At 65.5% G+C, this 3,348-nt stretch carries 3 protein-coding genes; 2 read left to right on the top strand and 1 reads right to left on the bottom strand.

What is annotated here, in order from left to right:
* Nucleotides 1-510: 510 nt before the first annotated feature.
* Entirely contained in the window at nucleotides 511-1,746 is a 1,236-nt protein-coding gene (locus RTN46_RS11000; protein WP_312181337.1) for a divalent metal cation transporter, read from the top strand.
* Nucleotides 1,747-1,757: 11 nt separating this feature from the next.
* Nucleotides 1,758-2,579, top strand: coding sequence for a putative hydro-lyase (locus RTN46_RS10995; RefSeq protein WP_312181335.1), 822 nt, complete (start codon nucleotides 1,758-1,760; stop codon nucleotides 2,577-2,579).
* A gap of 19 nt (nucleotides 2,580-2,598) precedes the next feature.
* On the opposite strand, the gene RTN46_RS10990 is transcribed toward RTN46_RS10995, so the two are convergent.
* Nucleotides 2,599-3,291 carry a GntR family transcriptional regulator gene (locus RTN46_RS10990; RefSeq protein ID WP_312181333.1) on the bottom strand — a complete coding sequence of 231 codons (693 nt, stop codon included), beginning with the start codon at nucleotides 3,289-3,291 and terminating at the stop codon, nucleotides 2,599-2,601.
* Nucleotides 3,292-3,348 lie beyond the last annotated feature (57 nt).

The following is a 3,348-nucleotide window of genomic DNA, read 5'->3' as shown; positions in this document are numbered from 1 at the left end:
CCGGGAGCAGAACGGGGCGCCGTAAGAACGGGTCCGGGAGCAGAACGGGGCGCCGCAAGAACGGGCCCGGGAGCAGAACGGGGCGCCGTAAGAACGGGCCCGGGAGCAGAACGGGGCGCCGGAGCAGCCGGGTCGCTGGAGAAGACGGAGGGGCCGAACATGGGCCTGATGGAAATTGAACTTGCGAAACTGGAGTACCGGGAGCGCATGAATGAGGCCAGCCGGCGCCTTGCGTCAACCCGGCGGAGGGCCCCCTCGGCCACGGGTCGGGGGCACGCGAAGATCGATTCTCCGGTGTTATCCCTGCGGCTGGGTAGGTTCCGGTATCGGCTGTGGTTTACGCGAACGGTGTGGCTTTAGCTGCCCCTCGTTCTATTGATGGCACGAGTGGCTCGTGTCATTAACATGTGATCGGCTCGGTTGTTCGATGTGACTAGATTGTTCAACAACCCGTAGACTGCTGGAAATCAATGTGGCAGCCGCCACATCCTCCAGTGATCGGAAGTCAGTATGGACACGTCGTCCCCTCAGACGGCCCCGCCCCGCAAAGTGAAGGTCAAACCCAACGCCAGGCGCACCGCTTTGCTCGGTGCGATGTTCCTGATGGCGACCAGCGCGATCGGCCCCGGGTTCATCACCCAGACAACGGTGTTCACGGTCCAGCTCGGTGCCGCCTTTGCCTTCGCCATCCTGGTGTCAATTCTTGTTGACATTGCCGTGCAGCTGAACGTGTGGCGGATCATCGGCGTTTCCGGCCTGCGCGCGCAGGTACTCGGCAACAAGGTGCTTCCCGGGGCAGGTTGGGTGCTGTCGGGCCTGGTGTTCATCGGCGGCCTGGTTTTTAACATCGGAAACATTGCGGGCACCGGCCTGGGCATGAACGCGATGATGGGGCTGGATCCCAAAATTGGCGGCATCATCTCCGCCGTCGTCGCCATCCTGGTCTTCCTGTCCAAGAAGGCCGGACTGGCCCTGGACCGGATTGTGGTGATGCTCGGCGCTATCATGATCCTGCTGATGCTCTACGTAGCCATCGTTGCTGCACCGCCCGTCGGTGAAGCGCTGAAAAACACCGTGCTTCCGGACGAGGTGGACTTCCTGACGATCACCACTCTGATCGGCGGAACCGTGGGCGGCTACATCACCTACGCCGGTGCACACCGTCTGCTCGACTCGGGAACGTCCGGCACCGAACACGTCAAGGAGATCACCCAGGTCTCGCTGCTGGGCATCATCGTCACCGCCGTGATGCGCATGCTGCTGTTCCTCGCCATCCTGGGTGTAGTAGCCAGCGGCGTGGCACTGGCCGGTGACAACATGGCGGCCGATGCGTTCTACGCCGCGGCCGGCGAAATCGGCCTGCGGATGTTCGGCATCGTCTTCTGGGCCGCCGCCCTGACCTCCGTTATCGGCGCTGCCTACACCTCGGTGTCCTTTATTACGACGCCGGCAACCAAGGACCGCACCCGCAGCCTGATCACGGTTGCCTTTATCGCTTTCTGCGCGGTGATGTATCTGGTGCTCGGCCAGGCGCCCCAGACCCTGCTGGTCTTCGCCGGCGCGTTCAATGGCCTGATCCTGCCGCTCGGCTTCGGGATCCTGCTCTACGCCGCCTGGCGCCGCCGCGACCTGCTGCAGGGTTACGACTATCCGAAGTGGCTCTTGGGCATCGGCGTGCTGGCGTGGCTGCTGACCCTGTTCCTGGGCTGGAACTCGTTGTCCGGGCTCGCTGCCCTCTGGCAGTAGAAAGGACCCCGATGAACTCCGCAACCAATCCGCAGCCTGTGTTGGCCGATGCGGTCTCCACCGCGGCCATGTCCCCCGCAGAAGCACGTCTGCTCTTCCGCAGCGGGCTGGTCACGCCCACCGCCGGCTGGTCCGCTGGTTATGCCCAGGCGAACCTGATCATTGTGCCCAAGGCACAGGCCTTCGACGTCCTGCTCTTCGCGCAACGGAACCCCAAGTCCTGCCCGATCCTGGGCGTGCTCGACGCCGGGGAAACCACCGGCCCGCTGCTGGCCGGCGGCGACATCCGGACCGATGTGCCGCGCTACACGGTGTACGTCGATGGGGAACTGGTCGCCGATCCGACGGACATCACCGACTACTGGCGCGATGACCTGGTGACCTTCATCGTCGGCTGCAGCTTCACCTTCGAAGCGGCGCTGCAGGAGGCCGGCATCGGGATCGCGCACATCGACCAGGGCACCAACGTTCCCATGTACCGCACCTCGGTCCGGTGCGAACCGGCTGGGAGCATCAGCGGCCCGCTGGTGGTCTCGATGCGGCCGATTCCCGCGTCGCAGGTGCCCGACGCCGTCCGGGTCACCGCCCGCTATCCGGCCGTCCACGGCGCACCGGTGCACGTGGGAAACCCCGCGGAACTGGGCATCACGGACCTGGGCCGGCCGGACTTCGGCGATCCGGTGGAGATCAAAGACGGGTACGTCCCGGTGTTCTGGGCCTGCGGCGTGACCCCGCAGGCGGCCGTGATGGAGTCAAAGCCCTCGCTCGCGATCGGCCACGCCCCCGGGCACATGCTGATTACCGACGCGCGGGACAGTGCCTACCTGGTCTGATCTCTCACCTGAGAAACCGTCAGCTTCCGGTCGCCGGACCGGATTTCGCCGGATTGGCAGCCAGATGCCCCAGCAGCTCCGCTTCGGCCGCATCCAGATAGCCGAGCAGCTTCTCCGCGGCCTCGGCCCGGCGGCCGGAACGCAGCAGCTCCACCAGGGCAGCATTCTGCTCAACGTAGTGGGAGTGGAAGTCGGGTTCGGCGCTCATGGCGTGGAACACCAAACGCATCTCCGCCAGCACCCGGCTCATCATCATCGCCAGCTTCGCACTCCCGGAGGCAGCGACCAGGGCCTGATGGAAGTCCTGGTTCGCCGCCGCCATTTCCGAGACGATGCCGCGGGAGGCGGCCCCGCGGGCCTGGGCAATCACCGCATCAAGCCGCGGAAGGTCCAGCTCCGGTCCCCAGAGGACGGCCGCGGGTTCCAGCATCCGGCGCACCCGGTAAATCTCCCGCACCGCATCGGCGTCGGGCGAGGCCACGAAAACGCCGCGGTTGGGATACCGGGTCACCACCGATTCGAGGCTGAGCATGGTGAAGGCCTCGCGCAGGGTGTTCCGGGATACCTGCAGTGAGGCAGCCAGCTGCTGCTCCGAGAGCTTCGTTCCCGGCAGCAGCTCACCCGCGGCGATCCGGCTGCGCAGCACCTCGGCAGCCCAGACGGTGATATTCGAATGGTCGGCGCGGTCCGCGGTGATGTCCCCCAAATGCATCCCCCTAATCTAGCTGCAGCCGGGGAAGATCCGGGGCACCTGGAGAAGGGGAACCCC

Source organism: Arthrobacter sp., from assembly GCF_031988865.1.
In the GTDB taxonomy this organism is placed as follows: domain Bacteria; phylum Actinomycetota; class Actinomycetes; order Actinomycetales; family Micrococcaceae; genus Arthrobacter_B.
This window is presented reverse-complemented; position numbering and strand designations above follow the sequence as displayed.

Excerpts from the sequence above, each read along its gene's own strand:
- RTN46_RS11000 (WP_312181337.1), top strand. The coding sequence starts at position 511 with ATGGACACGTCGTCCCCTCAGACGGCCCCGCCCCGCAAAGTGAAGGTC.
- RTN46_RS10995 (WP_312181335.1), top strand. The coding sequence starts at position 1,758 with ATGAACTCCGCAACCAATCCGCAGCCTGTGTTGGCCGATGCGGTCTCC.
- RTN46_RS10990 (WP_312181333.1), bottom strand. The coding sequence starts at position 3,291 with ATGCATTTGGGGGACATCACCGCGGACCGCGCCGACCATTCGAATATC.